General features: G+C 70.3%; 21 protein-coding genes and 1 pseudogene. 11 read left to right on the top strand and 11 right to left on the bottom strand.

Features of this window, described 5'->3' with window-relative positions:
• Positions 1-2: 2 nt before the first annotated feature.
• Positions 3-1,337 carry an alkaline phosphatase D family protein gene (locus DMB66_RS44880; RefSeq protein ID WP_158647567.1) on the bottom strand — a complete coding sequence of 445 codons (1,335 nt, stop codon included), beginning with the start codon at positions 1,335-1,337 and terminating at the stop codon, positions 3-5.
• 261 nt (positions 1,338-1,598) lie between these two features.
• Between DMB66_RS44880 and DMB66_RS44875 the strand changes: the two genes are divergently transcribed.
• From DMB66_RS44875 to DMB66_RS44855, 6 genes are all read left to right on the top strand, one after another.
• The gene (locus DMB66_RS44875) at positions 1,599-3,026 is read left to right on the top strand and encodes a ferric reductase-like transmembrane domain-containing protein (RefSeq protein WP_125810225.1); all 1,428 of its coding nucleotides are present in this window, start codon (positions 1,599-1,601) and stop codon (positions 3,024-3,026) included.
• A gap of 19 nt (positions 3,027-3,045) precedes the next feature.
• A complete protein-coding gene (locus tag DMB66_RS44870) occupies positions 3,046-3,468 on the top strand; it encodes an FMN-binding protein (protein ID WP_125810224.1) in 423 nt (140 codons plus the stop codon).
• Complete coding sequence (locus DMB66_RS44865) at positions 3,465-4,253, top strand: FAD:protein FMN transferase (protein ID WP_125810223.1); 789 nt, start codon at positions 3,465-3,467, stop codon at positions 4,251-4,253. Before DMB66_RS44870 ends, DMB66_RS44865 begins: the two co-directional genes overlap by 4 nt.
• 139 nt (positions 4,254-4,392) lie before the next feature.
• A complete protein-coding gene (locus DMB66_RS64605; RefSeq protein ID WP_233625292.1) occupies positions 4,393-4,560 on the top strand; it encodes a hypothetical protein in 168 nt (55 codons plus the stop codon).
• Positions 4,554-4,784 (top strand): hypothetical protein, encoded by a 231-nt coding sequence (locus tag DMB66_RS64600; protein WP_233625291.1) that lies wholly within the window; start codon positions 4,554-4,556, stop codon positions 4,782-4,784. The genes DMB66_RS64605 and DMB66_RS64600 overlap by 7 nt, the downstream gene beginning before the upstream one ends.
• A gap of 127 nt (positions 4,785-4,911) precedes the next feature.
• Positions 4,912-5,583 (top strand): VIT family protein, encoded by a 672-nt coding sequence (locus tag DMB66_RS44855; RefSeq protein WP_233625290.1) that lies wholly within the window; start codon positions 4,912-4,914, stop codon positions 5,581-5,583.
• A gap of 26 nt (positions 5,584-5,609) precedes the next feature.
• Here DMB66_RS44855 and DMB66_RS44850 read toward each other — a convergent pair whose 3' ends face one another.
• Both DMB66_RS44850 and DMB66_RS44845 read right to left on the bottom strand, forming a co-directional pair.
• Positions 5,610-7,022: a serine hydrolase gene (locus DMB66_RS44850; protein WP_199752989.1), complete on the bottom strand. Its 1,413-nt coding sequence runs from the start codon at positions 7,020-7,022 to the stop codon at positions 5,610-5,612.
• A gap of 26 nt (positions 7,023-7,048) precedes the next feature.
• Positions 7,049-8,500, bottom strand: a complete 1,452-nt coding sequence (locus DMB66_RS44845) for a wax ester/triacylglycerol synthase family O-acyltransferase (RefSeq protein WP_125810221.1) — start codon at positions 8,498-8,500, stop codon at positions 7,049-7,051.
• Between the two features lie 134 nt (positions 8,501-8,634).
• Here DMB66_RS44845 and DMB66_RS44840 point away from each other — a divergent pair, with 134 nt between their 5' ends.
• Positions 8,635-9,516 carry an alpha/beta fold hydrolase gene (locus tag DMB66_RS44840; protein WP_125810220.1) on the top strand — a complete coding sequence of 294 codons (882 nt, stop codon included), beginning with the start codon at positions 8,635-8,637 and terminating at the stop codon, positions 9,514-9,516.
• Positions 9,517-9,645: 129 nt separating this feature from the next.
• Here the strand turns inward: DMB66_RS44840 and DMB66_RS44835 are convergent, their stop codons facing one another.
• Entirely contained in the window at positions 9,646-10,614 is a 969-nt protein-coding gene (locus tag DMB66_RS44835) for a nitroreductase (protein WP_125810219.1), read from the bottom strand.
• A 239-nt stretch (positions 10,615-10,853) separates the two neighbouring features.
• Between DMB66_RS44835 and DMB66_RS44830 the strand changes: the two genes are divergently transcribed.
• Positions 10,854-11,810, top strand: a complete 957-nt coding sequence (locus DMB66_RS44830) for a nitroreductase family protein (protein WP_125810218.1) — start codon at positions 10,854-10,856, stop codon at positions 11,808-11,810.
• A 21-nt stretch (positions 11,811-11,831) separates the two neighbouring features.
• Here DMB66_RS44830 and DMB66_RS44825 read toward each other — a convergent pair whose 3' ends face one another.
• The 5 genes from DMB66_RS44825 to DMB66_RS44810 all read right to left on the bottom strand — a co-directional run bounded on the left by DMB66_RS44825 (position 11,832) and on the right by DMB66_RS44810 (position 16,937).
• Positions 11,832-13,277, bottom strand: a complete 1,446-nt coding sequence (locus DMB66_RS44825) for a transposase (RefSeq protein WP_125810217.1) — start codon at positions 13,275-13,277, stop codon at positions 11,832-11,834.
• A 305-nt stretch (positions 13,278-13,582) separates the two neighbouring features.
• Entirely contained in the window at positions 13,583-14,581 is a 999-nt protein-coding gene (locus DMB66_RS44820; RefSeq protein ID WP_125810216.1) for a nitroreductase family protein, read from the bottom strand.
• Between the two features lie 101 nt (positions 14,582-14,682).
• The gene (locus DMB66_RS63075; RefSeq protein WP_199752988.1) at positions 14,683-15,420 is read right to left on the bottom strand and encodes a DASS family sodium-coupled anion symporter; all 738 of its coding nucleotides are present in this window, start codon (positions 15,418-15,420) and stop codon (positions 14,683-14,685) included.
• Entirely contained in the window at positions 15,417-15,782 is a 366-nt protein-coding gene (locus DMB66_RS63070) for an SLC13 family permease (RefSeq protein WP_199752987.1), read from the bottom strand. The genes DMB66_RS63075 and DMB66_RS63070 overlap by 4 nt, the downstream gene beginning before the upstream one ends.
• A 273-nt stretch (positions 15,783-16,055) precedes the next feature.
• The gene (locus DMB66_RS44810; RefSeq protein WP_125810215.1) at positions 16,056-16,937 is read right to left on the bottom strand and encodes a universal stress protein; all 882 of its coding nucleotides are present in this window, start codon (positions 16,935-16,937) and stop codon (positions 16,056-16,058) included.
• Positions 16,938-17,136: 199 nt separating this feature from the next.
• Here DMB66_RS44810 and DMB66_RS44805 point away from each other — a divergent pair, with 199 nt between their 5' ends.
• The gene (locus DMB66_RS44805) at positions 17,137-17,334 is read left to right on the top strand and encodes a DUF1918 domain-containing protein (RefSeq protein ID WP_125810214.1); all 198 of its coding nucleotides are present in this window, start codon (positions 17,137-17,139) and stop codon (positions 17,332-17,334) included.
• Between the two features lie 60 nt (positions 17,335-17,394).
• Here DMB66_RS44805 and DMB66_RS44800 read toward each other — a convergent pair whose 3' ends face one another.
• Positions 17,395-18,060 (bottom strand): hypothetical protein, encoded by a 666-nt coding sequence (locus DMB66_RS44800; protein ID WP_199752986.1) that lies wholly within the window; start codon positions 18,058-18,060, stop codon positions 17,395-17,397.
• A gap of 169 nt (positions 18,061-18,229) precedes the next feature.
• On the opposite strand from DMB66_RS44800, the gene DMB66_RS44795 reads away from it, so the two are divergent.
• The gene (locus tag DMB66_RS44795; RefSeq protein WP_125810213.1) at positions 18,230-18,454 is read left to right on the top strand and encodes a hypothetical protein; all 225 of its coding nucleotides are present in this window, start codon (positions 18,230-18,232) and stop codon (positions 18,452-18,454) included.
• A 94-nt stretch (positions 18,455-18,548) separates the two neighbouring features.
• Complete coding sequence (locus DMB66_RS66240) at positions 18,549-18,788, top strand: universal stress protein (protein ID WP_125810212.1); 240 nt, start codon at positions 18,549-18,551, stop codon at positions 18,786-18,788.
• Here the strand turns inward: DMB66_RS66240 and DMB66_RS44785 are convergent.
• Positions 18,747-19,185, bottom strand: a pseudogene (locus DMB66_RS44785) (transposase); the annotation flags it as partial. The gene DMB66_RS66240 and the pseudogene DMB66_RS44785 sit on opposite strands and share 42 nt — an antisense overlap.

Genomic DNA, 19,185 nt, shown 5'->3' with positions numbered 1-19,185 from the left:
CCCTATCCGGTGCCCGGTTTCGGCGGGGTCGACGGCGCGGGGAAGGTGGTGCGGTAGGAGACGAGGATGGTGCTGCGCCAGGTGCGACCGGTCAGCTCGACGCCGACCCGGGACGTCGCGCTGTCGGTGATCGTGATGGTGCCGAACTGTCCGCCACCCGGGAACGTGCCGTGGCTGTACGGGCCGCCCTTGACGCTGCCGGGCCGGTCGAGCGCCCCTGCCTGCAGCACCGGGAAGCCCGGGTAACCGGCACCGCTGTAGCCGCTGTGGCTGCCGTCGTCGAGCGCGACCATGTGGGCGTCGCCGGAGATCATGACCAGGTTGTCGATGCGGGCGGCGGCGATGGTGTCCGCCAGCACGCGCCGTTCCTGCGGGTAGCCGCCCCAGTCATCGGCGCCGCCGGCCGGCGCGGCGATCCACGGGTCCGGGTTCACCCAGACCACCACCGCGTGGCCGCGAGCGGCGGTGACCAGTTCGCGCTGCAGCCAGGCCAGCTGCCGGGCGCCGAGCAGCGAGGTGCCGGTGCGTTCCGAACGGTTGTCGGTGAGCACGAACCGGACGCGGCCGATGGTGAACGCCTGATACACGGCCCCACCGGGCTCCGGCTGCGGGTAGTGCGGCACGTAGGCGCTGTACGCGGCGCGTGCCGCGGGCCGGGTGGGCGCGGCGGCATCGGCGTCGTTGGGCCCGTAGTCGTGGTCGTCCCAGACATAGGCGACCGGGACGGACCGGTACAGGGCGGCCTGGGCCGGCGAGGTCAGGGTCTGCCGATAGAGATCGCCGAACACGGTGACGTCATCCCTGGCGGGATTGCCGTAGTGCAGATCGCCGGCGCTGACGTACAGCAGCGGCTCGACGGCGCGGATGGCGTCGAAGACGGCACCGCTGGAACCGGTCCGGGCGCAGGAGCCGACGGCGACGGTGAACGACGCCGGGCCCGATGGCATCGTGCGGAACCGGCCGTCCCCGCGGGCGTGGTCCGCTATCGCGTCGACCTCGACGACGTACCGGTAGGCGGTGTCCGGCCTCAGGCCAGTGGCCCGGAGCCGGACGATGCCGTCGCCGCCGACCGGCACAGCCGCGGTCGACCGGGCGACGCCGGCCTGGTCCGCGGTCAGCACGAGGCGGGCGCGCCGGGCAGGTCGGACCGCTTCGGCCACGACTGTCGCCGAAGTGGTGGTCACCGCACCGGCCCAGGCCCACACCACCCGGTCGACCGGCAGAGCGGCCTGCGCCGACGCCGGGTGGGCCGGCCCGAACCAGCGGGTGGGTATGCGCGATGCGCCTACCCAGGTGCCCGCGAGCAGCACCGCTGTCGTGACGACGAGGGCGGTCACCTGTCGTCCGATCCGGCCGTGCTGCTTCCGTGGCTGCCACCACCACCGCATACCGGCCTCCACACACCGTCGACAAGCCGAACATCCATCGGTACATCTCTACGGTCGGACATCGGCGGGTTCACCGGCAGGGCCGCAAGGCCCGGATATCAGCATCGTCGGCACGGTTGTCCGCGCTCGCCGCGGTCGTTCACAGCGATCTCATAGGCGATCCATATGTTCCCGGGGATTTCTCCCATGTTCCTGATCGATGGTTGAGTCATGACCGCAACAGCCACGCCTCCCACCGCTTCATCGCGACAGTCACCGTCGTCCGGCACCTTCTCGCCGCCGCGCCGCAGCACGCCGCGCTGGTGGCCGGACGCGAGTGGTCTCGGTGCCGGGGTGAGCCTGCTGATCGTGACCGCGCTGTGGGTCGGCAACGGCGGCGTACAGCAGATCATCGGCGGCGGATCGGACGCCGTGTCGGCCGCCGGCCGGTTGACCGGCCTCTGGGCATCCGACCTGTTGTTGCTCCAGGTGCTGCTGATGGCCCGGGTTCCGCTGGTCGAGCGCGCCTTCGGTCAGGACCGGCTGGCCCGGTGGCACCGATGGACCGGATTCACCTCGTGCTGGCTGATGATCACGCACATCGTGTTGATTACCCTCGGATACGCCGGTGCGGCACGGGCCAACGCGTTCGGCGAGCTGTGGGACATGATCTGGAGCTACCCCGGGATGCTGCTGGCCACCGCTGGCACGGTCGCGCTGATCATGGTGGTGGTCACCTCGATCCGGGCCGCCCGGCGCAAGCTGCGGTACGAGTCGTGGCACCTGCTGCACCTGTACGCCTACCTCGGCGTCGGCCTCGCGCTTCCGCACCAGCTGTGGACCGGAACGGACTTCATCGGCTCACCGGTGGCGACCGCGTACTGGTGGACGCTGTACGCGGTGTCCGCGGGCGCTGTCCTGGTCTATCGGATCGGATTGCCGGCCTGGCGCAACTGGCGGCACCGCCTGGTCGTCTCGCACGTGAAGCCGGAGGGTCCCGGGCTGACCTCGGTCTACCTGACCGGCCGCGCACTGGCCTCGCTGCCGGTCCGAGCCGGCCAATTCTTCCAATGGCGGTTCCTCGACGGGCCGGGCTGGTCGCGGTCGCACCCGTACTCCCTGTCGGCCACCCCGAACGGGCAGGTACTGCGCATCACCGTGAAGGACCTCGGCGACGGCAGCGCCCGCGTCGCGTCGCTGCGGCCGGGCACGAAAGCGCTCATCGAGGGGCCGTACGGCAAGCTGACCGGCGAGACGTACACCGGCGGTCCGGTGGTGCTGCTGGCCTGTGGAATCGGCGTCACCCCGCTGCTGTCGCTGCTCGGTGAGCTGCCATACCGGCCGGGAGAGGCGACCCTGGTCTACCGCGCTCGCAATGAGGCCGAGGTGGCGTTCCGCGCCGAACTGGACTGGTTCGCCGCCCACCGCGGGGTCCGGATCGTCTACCTGCTCGGCCCCCGCGCCGCCCGGCCGTCGTGGCTGCCCGCGCAGTTCGCGGACCACGGCGACGCCGACGTGTTACGCCAGATCGCCCCCCGGATCGCCGATTCGCACGTCTACGTATGCGGGCCAGAGGCTTGGACGGGGGCCGCCCGCACCGCCGCGGCTGCCGCCGGGGTCAAGCCCGAACGGTCGCACACCGAACTCTTCTCCTGGTAAGCCGAAAGGACTCAAGACGATGCGACGCATCAGCATGTGGTTGTTCTCCACCGTGGCAGCCGTGGTGCTGCTGTTCAGCTATCGCACCAGCACCAACACCGGCCAGGTCGCCGGTGCCGGGTCCGGCAGCTCCGGCACCGGCAGCACCAGCACCGCGACCGGGGGCAAGACCTACACCGGCTCGACCGTACCCACCCGCTGGGGTGACGTGCAGGTCGCCATCACCGTCGCCGACGGCAAGATCACCGACGTGGCGGTGCCGGTCTACCCGTCCGAGAACCACAAGGACCAGGAGATCAATGCCTACGCCCTGCCGATCCTGCGGCAGGAGACCCTGGCCGCGCAGAGCGCCGACATCGACACCGTCTCCGGCGCCACCGTCACCAGCGACGGCTACCGCGAGTCACTGCAATCCGCCCTCGACGCCGCCCACCTCTCGTGACCGCCCTCGGCGCCGTCCCCCAGCGCGCCTGGGTCGAGCAGATCATGGGCCTGCCGATCAGCATCCACCTCCGCGGTGACCGGCTCACCAGCGAAGCGGTCGAGCACCGGATCGAGGCTGTCTTCGCCGAACTGCGGCGCGTAGACGCGTTGCTCAGCCCGTACCGTGATGACAGTGACCTCTCGGCCTGGCAGCGCGGCGCGCTCCTCCTCGCTGACGCCGACCCGATGCTCGCGCAGGTCGTCGCTCTTTGCGACGAGGCGCGGCAGCGCACCGACGGCTGGTTCGACCCTCGTGGGCTGCCCGACCCGCGCACCGGCGAGCCGCGGTACGACCCGTCCGGCCTGGTCAAGGGGTGGGCGGTGGAGCGCGCCGCCCGGCACCTCACCGACCTGGACACCGACGGCTGGTGCGTCAACGCCGGCGGTGACGTCCTGGTGCACGCACCGGCGGATCGACCCGCGTGGCGGATCGGCATCGAGCACCCGGACGACCCGGCCCGCATCATGCGTGTCATCGAAAGCCGCTCCGGCGCGGTCGCCACCTCGGGCAGCGCACACCGCGGCGCGCACATCATCGATCCGCACGCCCGTCGGCCCGCCACCGCAACCCGGGCGGTCACGGTCATCGGCCCCGCCCTGTTGTGGGCCGACGTCTACGCCACCGCCGCCGCAGCCCAGGGCAGCGCCGCGTTCTCCTGGCTCGAAAACCTCGACGGGTACGACGCGCTGATGGTCACCTGGCCGGGCCTGCTCCGGGTCACCGCCGGCTGGCCCGCGCCCTGACCGACATGTCCGGCCAAGCGAGCAGCGCCACCGGCGAAGATTAGAGGATTCGAAGATTCGCTCCCTAGCCTTCGCTGAGACGTCGAGCCGGGGACACACCCGGCTCGGGTCGCTCCGCTGCCGTGGTGGAAGGACATTCATGGGAACTGTCAACGGACTGCCGGCGCACATCCTGCTCGTGCACGCCATCGTGGTCCTGCTTCCGTTGGCCGCCCTGCTGCTCGTGCTGACCGCTGTCTGGCCCGCGGCCCGCCGGCGCCTCGCCGGCCCGAACGCGATCCTGTCCGTGCGCTCCTGGCCTTGCTGATCTGGTGGCGGCAGCGCGAGGCCACCGCGTCGACGGACGTCGACGCGACGGCTCGGCGGCGCACCTATCTGGCGCCGCTGTCCGTCACCACCACGAGGATAATCGCCGTGCTGGCCATCGTCGTCGCCGGCGCCGCCGGCTACGACACCTACCGCATCGGTGACTCCGGTGCGAAAGCCTCCTGGACCGGCAACTTCAGCTCCACTGCCACCGAGGGGGACTGAGGGACCACCGATAACGAGCCGGTTGCCTCTGCCCTGGGCCGACAGAGCGGAGCACGATGACGATCATGCAGACCATGAACCGGGCCGAGCGGCTGTGACACATCCCGGTGAACCACACAGCGGCGGGTTGTCCGGCCGATTGAACTGGCTCCGGGCCGGGGTACTGGGCGCCAACGACGGCATCGTCTCGACCGCCGGCCTTGTCGTCGGAGTCGCCGGAGCGACCCTGGCCAGCGGCCCGATCGCCACCGCTGGAGCCGCCGGCCTGGTGGCCGGCGCGGTGTCGATGGCTCTGGGCGAGTACGTCTCGGTCAGCAGTCAACGCGACACCGAACGGGCCCTGCTCGCCAAGGAACGCACCGAGCTCAGCGAGTATCCCGACGAGGAACTCGACGAACTGACCGCGCTGTATGCGGCCAAGGGACTTTCCCCGGCAACCGCACGTCAGGTGGCCGAGGAGCTGACCGCGCACGACGCCTTCGCCGCCCACACGGACATCGAGCTGCGGATCAACCCTGACGACCTGACCAACCCGTGGCACGCGGCCGGTGCCTCGGCGCTCGCCTTCACCGTCGGATCGCTGCTCCCGCTGATCGCGATTCTGCTCCCGCCGCCGCAGGTCCGGGTCCCGGTGACCTTCATCGTGGTGGTTGTCGCCCTCGCCGTGACCGGAGCGGTCAGCGCCAGACTGGGCTCGGCGTCCATCGCTCGCGCGGTCGCGCGGCTGGTAGGCGGCGGCGCCGCGGCCATGGCTGTCACCTTCGCCATCGGGCAGTTCGCCGGCGCCACCATTGGCTGAGCCGATTGAGGCCCATAGTCGCCGCGTCAGCTCCGCTTGTCGAACGACATGGGCGCAAACTCGAGGTGGAACGCCGTCACGCGGGATTCGCGCGACCGGCTGAACACGACGCGGCTGGTGCCGACACCGAGATCTGACAGGTCGATCCGGAAGACGTACGGGTCCTCGCTGTCGTCCGGGTACAGGGGAAGGCCGCGCGCCAGCGCGGGCACCGGGGAGAGCGCCTGAAGCACGAGCCGCCCACGCCGGACGGCGACCTTCGCACCCGCGATGAACCACTTCGGCACGTCGCGCGCCGATCCACGGAAGGAGTACCAGCCGCAGAGGTCGGTCCACAGTTCCGGGCTGTGCGGCACGTCGGTCCGGATCGTCGGGGTCGGGACGCCGAGGACATCCCGGAGGATTCCGCCGACCTCGGTGGAAAGCCATGCCCGAGCGCCGCGGGCTCCGTTGGTGAACGCCACGATCCCGAGGTCGTCGTCGGGTGCTACGGCCAGGTGGGAGGTGAACCCCGGCAGCAAACCCTCGTGCTCGACGACCGGGTGCCCGCCGATGTCATGGCGGAAGAACGCGAGTCCCACCCCGGGCAGGCGGGGATCGGGCTGGTAGTGGGGCGCGAACATGGCGGTGAGGGTGTCGGCGCGAAGCATTGAGCCCCCGCCGCCGAGGAGCGCCGCCAGGTAGCGAGCCATGTCCCGGGTGGTCGAGTAGACGCCGCCGGCGCCGACGGTCACCAGATCCCAGTCACCGACCGGACGTGGGCCGCCGGCTCGTAGTGCGTACCCGGTGGCGAGACCGGCACTGACGCGGTCAGACCGGACGAGATCGGTGTGCGTCATGCCGAGCGGCGCGAAGATGCGGTCGCGGAGGTGTTCCGCAAGCCGGCGGCCGGTCACGTCCTCGACGATCTGGCCCAGCGTCGCGAATCCGTGGTTGCTGTAGGTGTGCGTGGTGCCCGGCTCCGCCACCAAGCGCAGGCTGCCACGATAGAACTCCGCGAGCGTCGGTACGCGTTGCCCGAACCGCACCGTCTCACCAAGGACCGGAGTGAACACGCGCGACGGACGCACGAGCTCGGGAAGCCCGGCGGTGTGGGTCAGCAGTTGCCGGACGGTCGGGGGCCGGTGTGTGACGTTCGCGGGCACCAGCGCGTAGGAGCGGAGGTAGTCGCCGGCGGGCGCGTCGAGGTCGATATCCCCTTGCTCATACAGTTGCAGCACTGCGATCGCGGTGAATGTCTTGGTGATCGAGCCGATCCGGAAGACCGTGTCCTCGGTGACCGGAGCCCGTACGGCGATGTCGGCGAACCCGTGCCCGTAGAAGAGCGCCAGCTGCCCAGCACGGACGATGCCGACCGCGAGACCGACCGCGGGATTACGGTTCAGGGCTCTGGCGATCCTCTGGCCGCACTCCTCGTTGAGGGTGACGCTGGTAGACACGACAACCTCCTTGACCCGTGGCGTAGTCAGGCGAGCTCGGCGGCCCGGGCGGCGGACGCCGCACGGCGTCGCGCCGGCTTCGACGCGGCCACCGCCCGGGGTGCGGCGGCGCGCAACCTCGCCACCTCGTCCACAATGGCCGCGGCGAATTCATCCGCCTCGGGGACCGAGGCGAAGTCGGCGGTGATCCCGAAGGCCGCCTGTCCCGCGTAGGTGAGCACGGCGACGCCGATGCGCATCCGCTCGGCGATCGGGACGTACGGCAGGATCTCGCGAACCGGGCGGCCCAGGATGAAGAGCTGCACCTCGGGTCCTGGCACGTTGGTGGTCACCGTGGCGACTGCCCGTTGCGGCATGCGCAGCGTGGCACGGATCAGGAAGGAGACCGCCGCGAACGGTTCCTGCTCGGCCAGCTCGACCAATGCGGAGCTGGCCTCCACCTCATGGCTCGCACGCAGTTCGGTGACGCGACGGTGCACCGCATGCAACCGGGCAGCCGGCTCGTCGATCTCCACCGGCAGCTGGAGAAGCAGCGACGCCAGCCGGTTGTCGAGCAGGTGTCGCTCGTCGTTGCCGCGCACGCTGACCGGGACGAGCGTGCGGATCGCGTCAGCGTCCGGCTCTTCGCCGCGGGACAGCAGCAGGCGGCGAAATGCACCGGTGACGGCTGCCAGGTAGACGTCGTTGACGGTCAGCCGGTAAGCGGCGGCGGTGCGGGCGATGTCGTCCAGTGGCATACGAGCCACCGCGTACCGGCGAGCCCGGCCGAGCGGCCCGGACAATGACGTCGGCGTGGCCGGCCGGAAGCCCTGTGCCAACACCGCAAGACCGCCGGCCATCTCGCGCAACCGAGCGACGGCCAGGCTCGGCTCGCGCGCGGCCCGCGCCAACTGCCGGGTCTGGTCGAAGGGAATCCGGACGAGCTGGCCGCAAGCGTCGAGGGCCAGGTCGAGGGCGTCAGCGGCCGGGAGCGGACGCCAGTGGTCGGCGACTGGGCGGCGCGGCTTCGGGCCGGTGTCACAGATCAAGCGGTACAGCTCGTTGCCCGAGATGCCGTCGATCATGCAGTGGTGCACTTTGGACAGGACCGCCCAGCGCCCGCCGGGCAGGCCCTCGATCAGCCAGTCCTCCCAGAGGGGGCGCTCACGGTCGAGGCGCTGCGTCATCACCCGGCCGACGAGCCGTTGCAACGCCGCATCGTCGCCCGGCGCCACCAGTGCGGTACGCCGAAGGTGGAAGTCGAGGTCGAAATCGGGATCGTCGACCCAGACGGGCCGGCCGAGGTTGAACGGGACCCGGCGAACCTTTTGCCGGTAACGCGGCACCAGGGGCAGCCGCGCCCGGATCGCCTCGGCGAACTCGGCCTGGCCCGGCGGCGGGCCGTCCAGCACGGCAATCGACGCGATGGCCAGTGAGGCATGCGGGTCCTCGTCCTCCACATCGAGAAAGGACGCGTCCAGAGGGCTGAGATACTCCATGGGATCCTCCTCGGCGACGCGTTCCTCTCCTTCCACCCTTCGCTGCCGCGGCGGGCGCCACCAGGGCCCGGAGGTCCCACCTGCGGGACCTCCGGCCCATGCCGGCCCCCGCCCGGCGGACGCACGCTTGAATCATGACCACGAGCACGGCACAGCACGGCGGCATCGACATCGCGTACGAGGTGGAGGGCACCGACAGCGGGGAGCCAATCCTGCTGATCATGGGTCTCGGGCTGTCGATGCTGTTCTGGCCGGATCCCTTCCGCCATCTGCTGGTCGAGCGTGGCTTCCGCGTCGCCCGGTTCGACAACCGCGACGTCGGCGGATCCACCCACCTGACCGGCCTCGGCCGGCCGTCGCCGCTCGCGTTCGCCGCCCGCCGCTGGTCCGGCTACCGCCTGACCGACATGGCCGACGACGCCGCCGCGGTCATGGACACGCTCGGCTGGGCGAACGCCCACGTCGTCGGCGTCTCCCTCGGCGGAATGATCGCGCAGACCCTGGCCGGACAGCACCCGGCTCGGGTACGCACGCTGACGTCCATTTCCTCCACGCCCGCATGGCACATCGGCCGCCCACACCCCCGCGTCCTTCCCGTGCTGCTGTCTGTACCGGCCCGCAACCGGGAGGCGGCCGCACGGCAACTGCTCCGCATCTTCCAAGCGATCGGCTCGCCGCGGTACCCGCTCGACGCCGACGGCATCCGCGAGGCCGCCAAGCGCAGCTTCGATCAGGCGCACGATCCGGACGGCATCCTGCGGCAACTCGCCACGATCGTGTCCGCCCCGGACCGGCGCCCCCTGCTGCGCCGGCTGCACCTGCCCGCGCTGATCGTGCACGGCGACGCCGATCCGCTGGTGCGCCTCTCCGGCGGGCTCGCGACCGCCCGTGCGATCCCCGGCGCGAAACTGGTCGTCCTTCCCGGAATGGGCCACGACCTGCCCGCCGCACTACAGCCGGTTATCGCCGATGAGATCGCCGCGCTGGCTGGCCAGTGGACACCGAGCAACGGGTGACCACCGGCAGGTCCTCGACGCAGGGTCGCCAGCCATCGATGCGCGATGATTGATCTTGGCGGGTGGGCCGAAGGAGTCCTCGGGTCGCGATTCTTCGAGCTCGCCCGGCAGCCACCGGCGCGGGGGGTGTCAGCCGGCCACCTCGATCACCTGTTCGGTGGGCAGGCGTGGTGTGTGGGCCGGGCCGGAGTGTGCCGGGTCGAGGGCGCCGAGCCGTACGACGAGGTAGGGGTCGCCGAGGTCGCCGAGCAGGCGACGCAGTTCGTGCCGGGTGAACGGCACCTCGACCGGGCTGCTGAGCGGCAGCAGGCTGACGGCGTGTTCGGTGGCCTCGAGCCACAGGGCGTTGAGCGCCTCGCCGGCGCGCAGCCAGTCGGCGGGCTCGTCGCCTGAGCCGTAGAGCACGGCGTAGGTGGCGGCGGTGTCATGCCCACCCCCTGCTGCCAGGGACCCGGTGGTGCCGAAGTCACGTTCGGCCACGGTCGTCAGCGGCAGTTCCTCGGGCAGGCTCGCATCGGGGATGCCGGTGCCGGCGGCGCGGTCGCCACCGACCCAGGTCGCCGTTTCCGCCTGCAGCAGCTCGTCGGCGCCTTCGGCCTGCTGCGCATGCTCGACCAACACCGCCAGCTCGATGACCTGGTCGTGTCTCAACAGGTGCAACCGGACACCGGACCGCTCACTCACCTGCACCAGGGCCTCCAGGATCGCCGGGGTGACCGGTTCCTCGGTGACGGTGCGCCGGTCGGTGTGCCGCACCTGCAACTGCTCGAAGTGCCGGACCGCGATCGGGTCGACGGGTCCGTGCTCGGTCGGCCGGATCGTGGCCAGCGGGACGCCGGCGGGTCGGTCGATGACGCACTCCCAGCCCTCGGCCGCCAGCGCGACGCGGGCGTGGTGCAGCGCGGTGCCGCAGCTGATCAGCAGCATGTGGCCGTCGGGGTCCTGACGGGTCAGTTGCCGGTCGGTGACGGCGAACAGTTCGAGCCGGCCGGGATGCACGACCCACCGCCACGGCTGGGTGTTGTGGATCGAGGGAGCGAACCGCGCAGCGTCCGCTGCTTCCAGGAGCGCTCGTTGTGCCTGGGTGTCCTCTGCCATGACGTCCTCAAGATCGTGTCGCACGCGTGTTCGAGCGAATACCGATGGTGGTATCGAGGCCACCGTTGTCCGGCGTGCCAACTGACAGTATCCGCGCGGTCAGGTACCGATCTCCGGACGACCCGGGACTTTCGCCCCTGACCGGGCTTGCTCGCCGACCCGCACCGTGGAGGCAGACCGAAAGCTGGGGTACGGGTTTACGGTCGCCGGTTCGTTCGATTCCCGGAAGGAAGCACACGATGAAGCCCTACGGTGAGGCGGACCTGTTGCAGGCAGCCGAGGCAGGAATCCGCGCCCCCTCCCTGCTCAACAGCCAGCCGTGGCTGTTCCGGCTCCGTGCCGGCGCGGTCGAGATCCTCGCCGATCCGGCCCGGCGGCTCGCCACGGCCGACCGCGCGGGATGGGCAGTGCGGATCGCCTGCGGCGCGGCCACCTACAACGCTCGGCTCGCCCTGGCCACGACCGGCACGCCGCCTGACGTCCTCCTGCACCCCGACCCCGACCAGCCGGACCTGATCGCCCGGCTGGCCCCCGGGCCGCGGCGGCCGCCGACCTACACCGAACGGGACCTCCACGCGGTCATCGCGCGCCGGTACAGCAACCGGTCCCCGTTCTGGCCGAATCCGGTGCCGTCGGAAGTCCGGGTGCGGCTCATCGAGGCGGCCCGTAGCGAATCGGCCTGGCTGGACATGCTCGTCGGCATGACCGCCCTGACGGGTTTCGCGGAGATCGCGCAGAGCGCCGACCGGGTGTTGCGCCGCGACGTGCACTACCAGTCCGAGATGATCGGCTGGACGCGCGTCGACGCCGCATCCGACGGTGTTCCGGTCACCGCCGGGGGGCCGCTGCCCGAACCGCAGGATCTGCTGCCGCAACGCTCTTTCGGCGACCACCGGCGTGCGCCCGGCCGCGACTTCGAACCCGAACCGCTGATCGCGATTCTCGGCGCCGCCGGCGACCGCCAGATCGACCAGATCATCGCCGGTCAGGCGCTGCAGAAGGTGCTGCTGACCGCCGCCGACGCCGGCCTGGCCACCTCCATGATCTCCCAGCCCATCGAGGTACCCGCGGCCCGGGACCAACTGCGCAGGTCGTTGGGCCGATCCGGCCCTCCGCAGATCGCGCTGCGTATCGGCTTCGGCAGCCCCGGGCGCCCGACTCCACGCCGCGACGTCGAGGACGTCATCATCGACTGATTCCCTATCGAGGATTTGTTGTCAAGTGCGGGTTGGCTTGACGGTCCGTGACGGTGTCGCGGAGGATTCGGGTGGGGAAGGTCGCCTCGTTCGGACGCTTCGAGCGTCTTTTTGATCATGTCCCGTGAGGACTTGCTGAGGGGCCTTCCCCGCCCTGCTCTTCTTGTTGCTGCGCCGTCGGCGGCGGATCTCCTCGGTCACGGTCCACTGGTCGGCGATGACCTGTTTCGCCTGTTGTGGGGTGACCGGGGTGCCGTCGACGTCGCAGATCACATACGGCATCCGGCGGCGCATCACGGTCCAGAGCCGCTCGGCGAGGCGGCCGGCGACCACGCAGCTGGCCTTGAGGTGCTCGGCGCCGCGTTCGACCATCTGCTGGTGGTAGACCCGCGCCAGCTGGGGATCCTGTTTGCGGGCGGTGCCCGCGGCCCGGATCAGCGTTGCGCGGGCCAGCCTCGATCCGGCCTTGGACATCGGCTGGCCCTTGCGGTCGGTGTCGCCGGTCTCCGACGCCCGCGGTGCCAGGCCGAGATACGACTTGAAGTGCGCCGCGCTCGGGAACCGGGCGGCGTCGCCGATCACCGCGGTCATCGCCGGACCGCCGACCTCGGCCAGGCCGGGCAGGCTGCGGGCCAGTTGCATCGGGTCCACCCACCGGTAGCAGGACTCCCGCTCGGCGGCATGCAGAGCGAGCTCAGCATCGATAGCGCGCAGCAGCCGCACCTCGGTGGCGATCTCCGCGGCCAGGTCGGTGAACACGACCGCCGGATGCTCGCCATAGAGCTCGACGGCTGCCCGGGCGGCGGCCAGCCACTGCTCAGCACGGGCCTGGCCCTGGTGGTTCCTCGACTCCGTGACGATCAACGCGGTCAGCTCGTCACGGCCCAGCCGCAACAGCTCCCGCGGATCGGCGTACCGTTCCAGCACCGCCAGGTCCGTCTTGCCCAGATCCCCGGTCAGCGAGGTGCACGGCATCACCTGCCGGACCAGATCCTTGATCCGCACCTTGTGCTCCGAGGCGGCCATCGTCAGCCGGTCACACGCCCGGACCCGCCGGTCCAGCGCCGCCCCGGCCGCGTCCGGCAGCTCAAGGGGCCGCAACCCGTCCGGGTCGATCAACGGCAGCCGGGCCAGGGTGTCGGCGTCAATGCCGTTGGACTTGGCATGCCGCTTCAAAAACCGGCGCAGATCCGCTGCTTTCGCACTCGACACCCGGAACACCAGATGCCCCCGGGCGGTGAAGAACACCGCGATCGGCAACCACGCCGGACCGGTCGGCTCGATCACCACCTCCAACCGCGTGCCCGGCACCGCTCCGGCCAGAGCCGCCTGCTCGATGACGGTCAAACTGTCCACCGTCGGCACGCACCGCCGCCGGCACACCTCCCGCCCGGCCTCGTCACGCACCCGCACCGTGTGCGCCGACGCGATCCCCAGATCGATCCCGACCAGTCTGCGCTGCACCATCCGAACCTCCCCAGACCACCACCAGTGACGGCTCCGGCAGACCCGCGCAGGTCACACCGCACGACAGCCACGGTCCCAAGGAGGCAGAGCAATCTGACGACGGCTCCCACTCATGTGCTGCAACCGGGCCCGGCCTCTCATCGGACCGGCCCACTTCCCTCATCCGGGGCATCCGTGGCCAGACCAGCGATGGCAATCAGTCGAACGAGGCTCTCCCTCAGACAACCATTCGACGCCACCCACCGGACCAACCGGGATGCTCATGCAACCCCAGGACCACCGGACTGATCAAGTACCGGAGTTCCTTACATGACAGCCCGGCCCCGGGACGCGTGCGGCAGGGGCAGCAGCACGTCGGAGAGCGGCCGCCGGGGCGTGCGGCCCGCTTGCGTGCCGTACCCGATCCGCAGCACCATCTGAACCGTCAGGCCCGCCCTCGGGTCGATGAGCAGCCGCCGCATGGCGGGCACCTCCACCGGCTGGCTGATCGGGGTCGCGGCCAGGCCCTTCCAGGTCGCCGCGAGCAGCACCCGCTGCAGGGCCTGCCCGGCCCGCACCCAGTCGCAGCGCCGATCGCCCGCAGTGGCGAGCACGAGGATCGTCGGGTTCGGCTCGAACTTCTCGCTCGGGCGCGGCAGCGGGGACAACTCAGCAAAGTTGCGGATCGGCACCCTCTCCAGGCCGTCCCCGGGGCCGACCGCCCACCCCGGCACACCGTCGTGCCGCAACCCGCCACCGGTCCAGCGGGCGATCTCGTCGCGATATCCGGGCCGGGCGTGCAGCAGGTGATCCGCGGACCGGGCCAGGTGCAGGATCGCATCCCGGGCGGCCGGGCCGGCCTCCGCGAGGACGGTGCTCTCCCAACGGGCCGCGTCCCGCAGATGGTCGAGAACGTCAGCCGGCACGGACGTCCGGGCGAACGGCCACCGACTGGTGTGCCGGCGCGGGATCGCCGCGGCGAGCGCCTCCACACCGGACGTGACCATAGCCGAATGCGTCGCCGTCACCACCGCCACCAGATCAGGGTCGTCCGGTCTCGGGAACAGCGCCGCGTCGGACGCGTACCCGGCCCGCCGCAGCGCCAGGCGCAGCGTGAACACCGCCGCACCCACACTGATCAACTGCTCGCGGCCGTCGGTGTCCAGGACCTGCAGGCGGCGGCCGGGATCGGCGTACACCTCCACCGCCGATCCGCGGATCCGGAACAGCCACGGCTGGCTGTTGTGCAGCGACGGCGCGGTTGTCGCGGAGCGGACGCAGTCGGCGAGAACGCTGCGCGTCGGCGAAACGCTGGTGACGGTCATGTCGAACCTCCGGATGGGCGGCCCTCCCGGTGCTCACGCTAGAGGCGCGCGGCGTCCTCCGGCAGGGCCGGAGGGCCCCGGCTACCCTGCCGACCGGGACGTCACCAGATGCCGAGGAACTTCGTCCAGGCGCCACCGATGACCAGCCAGACAGTGAGGTTCAGCGCACCCACCGCGGCGCCCATCCGCCACCAGGTGCCCAGCGGGACGTAGCCGGCGCCGAACAGGACCGGTGCCGGGCCCGAACCGTACTGAGTGAGGCCGCCGAACAGGCTGGACAGGAAGCCGAGCAGCAGTGCGGCCAGCAGCGCGGGGGTGCCCAGAGCGATCGCGGTGGCCAGGAACGCGGCGTACATGGCGGAGACGTGCGCGGTGTTGCTGGCGAAGAAGTAGTGCGAGGCGAAGTAGACCAGCGCCAGCACGATGAAGGCGGGTTGCCAGGCGAGGCCGCCGACGGCGTCGCTCATCTGGGCGCTGAACCATTTGATCAGCCCGAGGGAGTTGAGGAAGCCGGCCATCATGACCAGTGCCGCGAACCAGACCAGGGTGTCCCAGGCTGTGCGCTCGCCGAGGATGTCGTCCCAGGTGAGCACCTGAGTCAGTAGAAGGACGGCGAGCCCGGCAAGCGCGGCCACGGTGCTGTTGAGATCCCACAGCTGGTCGCCGACCGTCCACAGCAGCAGCAACAGGCCGAACGTGGCGAGCATGACCTTCTCGGCGCGGCTCATCGGCCCCATCTCGGCCAGCTTCCGCTTCGCTTCCTGCGGCGCCGACGGAGTCCGGGTCACCTCCGGGCGATGGAGCTTGAACAGCACCAGCGGGACCAGCAGCAGACTCACCAGCCCGGGATCGCCGGGGCGAGCACCAGGTCGGTGGCGAGCATCCCGTAACCCAGCCCGAGCGTTCGGCCGCCGATCGCCCGCACGAACAGGTACGCGATCCGGGTGCCCAGACCCGTCTTGATGAAACCCCTGGCGATGAAGAACGCCAACACGATCAGCCAGATCACGTTGTTGCCGAAGCCCGACAGCGATTCCTGCACGGTCAGCGTCCCGGTCAGCGCCGTGGCCAGGATGCCGAGCAGCGCGACCGCACCCATCGGCAACGGCTTGGCCACGATGCCGACGATGGTCGCCACGAAGATCGCCAGCAGGTGCCACGCCTGCTGCTTCACCCCGTCCGGCGCCGGAACGAACCACACGACCAGGCCGACTACGATCGGAATCAGCAGTCGCCACAGCCGATCCCAAACCGGGCCGGCGGCGGGCGCGCCAGCTGACCGCGGACCGCCAGGCGGCTCCGGGCGGCCCGGGGTCTCTGTGGAACTCGGCGGTGGTGTGACGCCAGGCGGCAGGACGGTGTGCGACATCGTGACTCCTCGAGACAAGACGATCAAACCAAGATCAGCCTCGCCGTGGCACTCGGGCCCCGACAGAGACGGAGGTCCCGAGCATCCGGGACCTGCGTCAGCCGGTCAGTCCCGCCCCCGCGCCGTCGGCCGCGCGATGTAGACCGGGCATTCCGCGTGATGCAGCAGTTGCAGCCCAGCCGAGCCGAGCAGGGTACCGGTGATCACACCGTGCCCGCGGCTGCCCACCACCACGAGCTGGGCGTGCTTGGATGCCTCGACCAGGGCGCCGGCCGCGCTGTCGTGGGTGAGCACCACGTCGACGCGGATCTCGGGGTACTTCCCCCGCCACGGCGCCAGCTGCTCTTCGAGGCGGGCCTGTTCGTCCGCGTCCTGGTCCGGCGTTCGCACCTCGATGGCGGGCGCGGAACCCAGCCAGAGCGGGAGCACCGGCAGGAAGGCCCGCACCACCGTCAGCGCACAGCGCCGCCCGGACGCCTGCTCGAAGGCCGTTTCGAGCACGAGATCCGCCACGGGGGAATCGTCAACGCCCACGGCGACCGGCCCCTCGGCGGCGTCGCCACGGCCCCGGACCACCACCACTGGACAAGAGGCATGGGTGGCCACCCGTTGGCTGACCGAGCCCAGCAGCAGGCTGGCGAACCCGCCGTGGCCCCTGCTGCCGAGCACGACCAGCTCGGCGCCGTCGGCCTCGGCCAGCAGCCGGGTGGCCGGATGGCCGATCACCGGATCCTCTTCGATCTGGAGTCGACGGGTCACCGTACGAGCCTCGTAGGCAGCGGTGCCGGCGATGCCCTCCGCCCGCTTGTGGATGAAGTCGGGATCGTTGTAGCTCCCGCCGTACCCTGGCTCGCGCGAATCCCAGCCGTAAACGTAGGTCACCCGGAGCGGCAGGTTGCGGCGTTCCGCTTCGCGGGCCGCCCACCGCACCGCGGCTTTGCTGAAGTCGGTGCCGTCGGCGCCGACGACGATGGGGTAGCTTTTCATGACCGCTCCTTTTCACACTCTCCCAGGAGCATCCGGCGAATCGGCGCCGAGCGGCAGTGCGGCAGGTCCCGTCTGGGACGGACGAAGGTCCCGCGGTCCCGCCGGCGGGACCATCGGCCCTGGTCCACGCGTCCGGCTCGATGCCATGCTGCTGGCAAATCGGCGATGGCCCGGCCATCGGCACGAACGGGAGGCACTCATGATCGCCCAGCTTGGTGACCGGATCGTCGTCAAGGGAACGCACGTAGGTGACAAGTCCCGCGTCGGCGTGATCATGGCACTGCGCCACGCCGACGGCACCCCACCCTACGAGGTGCGCTGGCTCGATGACGGGCGCGTCGGACTGATCTTCCCGGGCCCGGAGACACATATCGAGCACCCCACCAGATCGGCGTAAGTCGCGAGCCACCGTGCGGCGGAGTGAAGCGACGCCAATCGGCCTCATGGTCAGCGCACGCTAGCCGGCTCGTAGGTGATCCTCCGCCCGGGCGGAGGCCAGCGCCAGGATGAGTCCCCCGAAGGAGAAGGCGGACAGCGCGTATACCAGCCCGGGGTTGTCCGCCCCCAGGAGTGGACCGAGGAGGATGGTGCCCGGTAGTAGGGACAGGTATCCGAGCACCGCAGCTGCCAAGACCCACGGCCAGAACCGTCCCACGGCCTGGGCGACACGCCCCGGACGCCGACCGGGAGCGGCGCCGATTCTTGTCGCGCCGAAGCCGACGATGACCCCGATCAGCGGCGGGCCGAATCCCCCGCCCACCAGGAGCAGCAGCACGCAGAGCAGGATCAGCACCAGACCACCGTGTTGTCGCTCGACGAACCTGACGGACCAGATCGCGACTGCGGCCGCGACGATGACGGCGACTATCCCTGTCGCCAGCAGGTTCGGGATGACCGTCAGGGCGGGCTCACCGCCGAGGATCTCGAAGGCCTTCGAATCCGGCCACGACTCGATGGCCAGTCCTGCTGGACTGACCGAGCCCTGAAGGACCTCCCCGATCCCGTGCTCGATGCCCGCCAGACCCGCTAGCAGACCGAACGTCGAGACGACAGCCCTCGTGGCCGTCTTGTCCCGGTGCATGGCGGGTTCTCGGGTCAGGTCAGTCACCGTCGTCGAACGCATGATTGCTCCTCTCCACTCTCCACCGTGCGGGACCGAATCGACGCGGGTCCAGAGGCGAAGGCCCTGTTGAGAAAGTCTTTCGTGACTTTCGCCCCTATCGATCGGCTAGCCGACGTTCGAGCGTGGAGGTACGACCGAGTGGCCGCTTGCCGAGACCGACACCGGGTCGGTGCGCACCGCGGCCGGCGCTCGGGTCGGCATGTCTTTCGCCGAGGTGGAGAATGTCTACCGCGGCTACGGCGACCGAATCACCAACGGTCAAGGCCGGACCGCGTACGTGGTTCCGATCGGTGCCATGGTGGTGCTCCTGGGCGATCACCCGATCCATTCGGGTGTCGGTTCCATCCAGGTCGGTCCGGCCTGGATCACCCTGCGGGCCTTCCTGAAGGGTTGAGCCGATCGCCGGTTCACGCAGGACTTTATGCTCTGCCCGATCCGGCCACCGACGGACATCGTGATGGCGAAACTCCGAATCGGAGGTGAGCACCATGAATGGTCCGGTCGCGGCCGGTGTCGGCGGAGTCGGCGGGTGGCAGGCGCTGGCCTGGGCTGTCGAGGAGGCGGACCGGTCGGGTGCGTCACTCGTGCTGCTGCACGTCTGTGCGCCCGGCTCACCGTTGGACCGAGCGACAAGCGAGCCGACGACGGCCGAGGTCGAGCTCGCCGACCCGGCTCTCGCCCACGCACTAAGCCCCTGGCCAGAACTCCTTCCCGTAACCCTGGGGTAGCCAGGGCGAGGTCCAGGGTGCTGCGGTGGCCAGGTTCTGGGTTTCGGTGCGGTGCTGGAAGAATGTGTGGGCTTGTTGGATCCGGTCGCTGATCGTGGCGGTTGCGGTGTTCGCGATGTGTTGTTTCATCGTGGCCCAGATCCGTTCGACCGGGTTGTCCTGAGGGCTGTATTTCGCGCCTTCGATGATCTGGATGCGGGGATGCGCGGCGAGCCAGCGTTGGGTGATTTTGGAGTGGTGGGTGCTGCCGTTGTCGCAGATCACGGCGATGGCCGGGGCTTGCGGGTAGGCGTCGAGGAGTTGCTGCAGGAAGTAGCAGAACACCACGGAGACGGTTCTTGACGCTGACGTGGTGATGCACGGTGCCGGTGAGCAGGTTGACCGCGCCGTGCACGGT

The organism is Actinoplanes sp. ATCC 53533, from assembly GCF_003947245.1.
Note: the sequence above shows the minus strand (reverse complement) of the source record. Positions and strands in the feature narration are given on the sequence as shown.